Here is a 1547-nt window from a genome sequence, read left to right on the forward strand (position 1 = left end):
CAGCCAGCGCTCCTGCTCGGTTTCGACCGCGTCGGCGGCGAATTTGCTCAGTTCCAGCAGCCAGATGCCGCCGTGGTCCAGAAAGACACGTCCATGCGGGTCGCGCATCCGGAATACGTGGGCATAGTCCGGGTCATCCGCCAACAGGGTCTGACCCAGCAGCCAGATCGCGTACGTGGGGCGCAGCTTGCGGTAACTTTCGCCCTCCTTGATCTGCGCGCTGTAGAGGTCGGCCCAACCGTAGAGGATGCGCGCCGGCAGGTCGCGGTGGTTGAGGAGTTGGACCTCGACCTGATACATCTGCCCGGTCGCGTCGCGGGCCTTGACGTCGACCACGGTGAGCTTGTCGTCGAGGAATTCCTTTTCGTTATAGGGGTTCTGGATCTCCACCGCGGTGATGGGCCGGGGCAGCTCCGCGCCGAGGATGGCGTTGAGGAAATGGATCAGTAGGTCACGATTGGACTGTGCCCCTAGCAGGGCCTTGAAGACGCAGTCAACCTTGGGGTCGATGGGATGGCGCATGGTGGCAGTGTAAACAGGCGTGGCCGGTGCGACAAGGCCATGCACCCCGCAGCTTTACGCCTCCCACGGGCGGTCCTTCAAGACGCGCGTCGGCTTGGCGCTGGCGGTCATGATGGCTATGGCGCTGGGACACGTCAAAGCCGGTCGCCTCGAACAGATGTGTTCGCTGGTTCAGCCCATCCCGGACTTCACGTCCCCGCCCACCTGTGCGATTCTTATGTTCGGCCGATTGTTCGGCCGGCTTTTTTACAGGAACATGGTGAATGGCACTCGATCAAAAGGCATTACAAAAGAAACGGGCGAAGCGGGAGCTCAAACGCAAGCAAGCCAAGAAAGCGGCCACCGTTCTGTCAGGCGCCGCAGCAATGGCCCACGATTGGACGGTCGCGGCCCACGCGCCGATCGCCGATGTGTTGTTTTCCCGAACGCTTTTCGAGGTGGGGGTTGGATCGGTCTGGCTGAGCCGGCATCTGCCGGACGGACGCTATGCCTTTGCGGGAATCGTTGTCGACGTTTTTTGCCTCGGCGTCAAGAACGCGCTGTATAACATTATGGAAGAGGCCGAGTATCGGGCGGCCTGGACCCGTGTCCAAGCCACCTCGGAGGAGGCGCTGGAGCGTCAGGAGCCGGCCTGTGCCCGCAAACTGGTGGAGGGGGCTGTGGCCTATGCCAAAGACCTGGGCTTTGAACCACATCCCGACTACCGGATTGCCCGGCTGATCTTTGGTGACATCGACACCGCCGACTGTCCCAGGGAGTTCACCTACGGGAGGGATGGCAAGCCACTGTATACGAATGGGCCCAATGAGAACGCGGCGATGCAGCGGCGCATCGTGAACCAGCTGGCCCGCCGGTGTGGGCCTGGTGGTTACGAGTATTTCCTGGAAGTGTCTCATCGCACTGCGGCTGAGCTGTCCGCCGACCTGACGCGGTCGGACTGAGGGTCCCCCGTGGGAGCGGCGTCCCGCCGCGATGGATGCCGCGGTCACCCCGAACGGTCAGGTGACGCGCCCGGCCCCAACGCG

At 62.9% G+C, this 1547-nt stretch carries 2 protein-coding genes; one reads left to right on the forward strand and one right to left on the reverse strand.

Going from position 1 to position 1547, the window contains the following annotated elements; translation table 11 throughout:
- Positions 1-522, reverse strand: a 522-nt coding sequence (locus tag QZY03_RS22170; RefSeq protein WP_295584661.1) for an Rpn family recombination-promoting nuclease/putative transposase, incomplete at its 3' end; no start/stop codon positions are given.
- A 263-nt stretch (positions 523-785) separates the two neighbouring features.
- On the opposite strand from QZY03_RS22170, the gene QZY03_RS22175 reads away from it, so the two are divergent.
- Positions 786-1463, forward strand: coding sequence for a hypothetical protein (locus QZY03_RS22175; protein ID WP_295584662.1), 678 nt, complete (start codon positions 786-788; stop codon positions 1461-1463).
- Positions 1464-1547 lie beyond the last annotated feature (84 nt).

Origin of the sequence: uncultured Lamprocystis sp., assembly GCF_903933125.1 — a bacterium.
In the GTDB taxonomy this organism is placed as follows: Bacteria; Pseudomonadota; Gammaproteobacteria; order Chromatiales; family Chromatiaceae; genus Thiodictyon.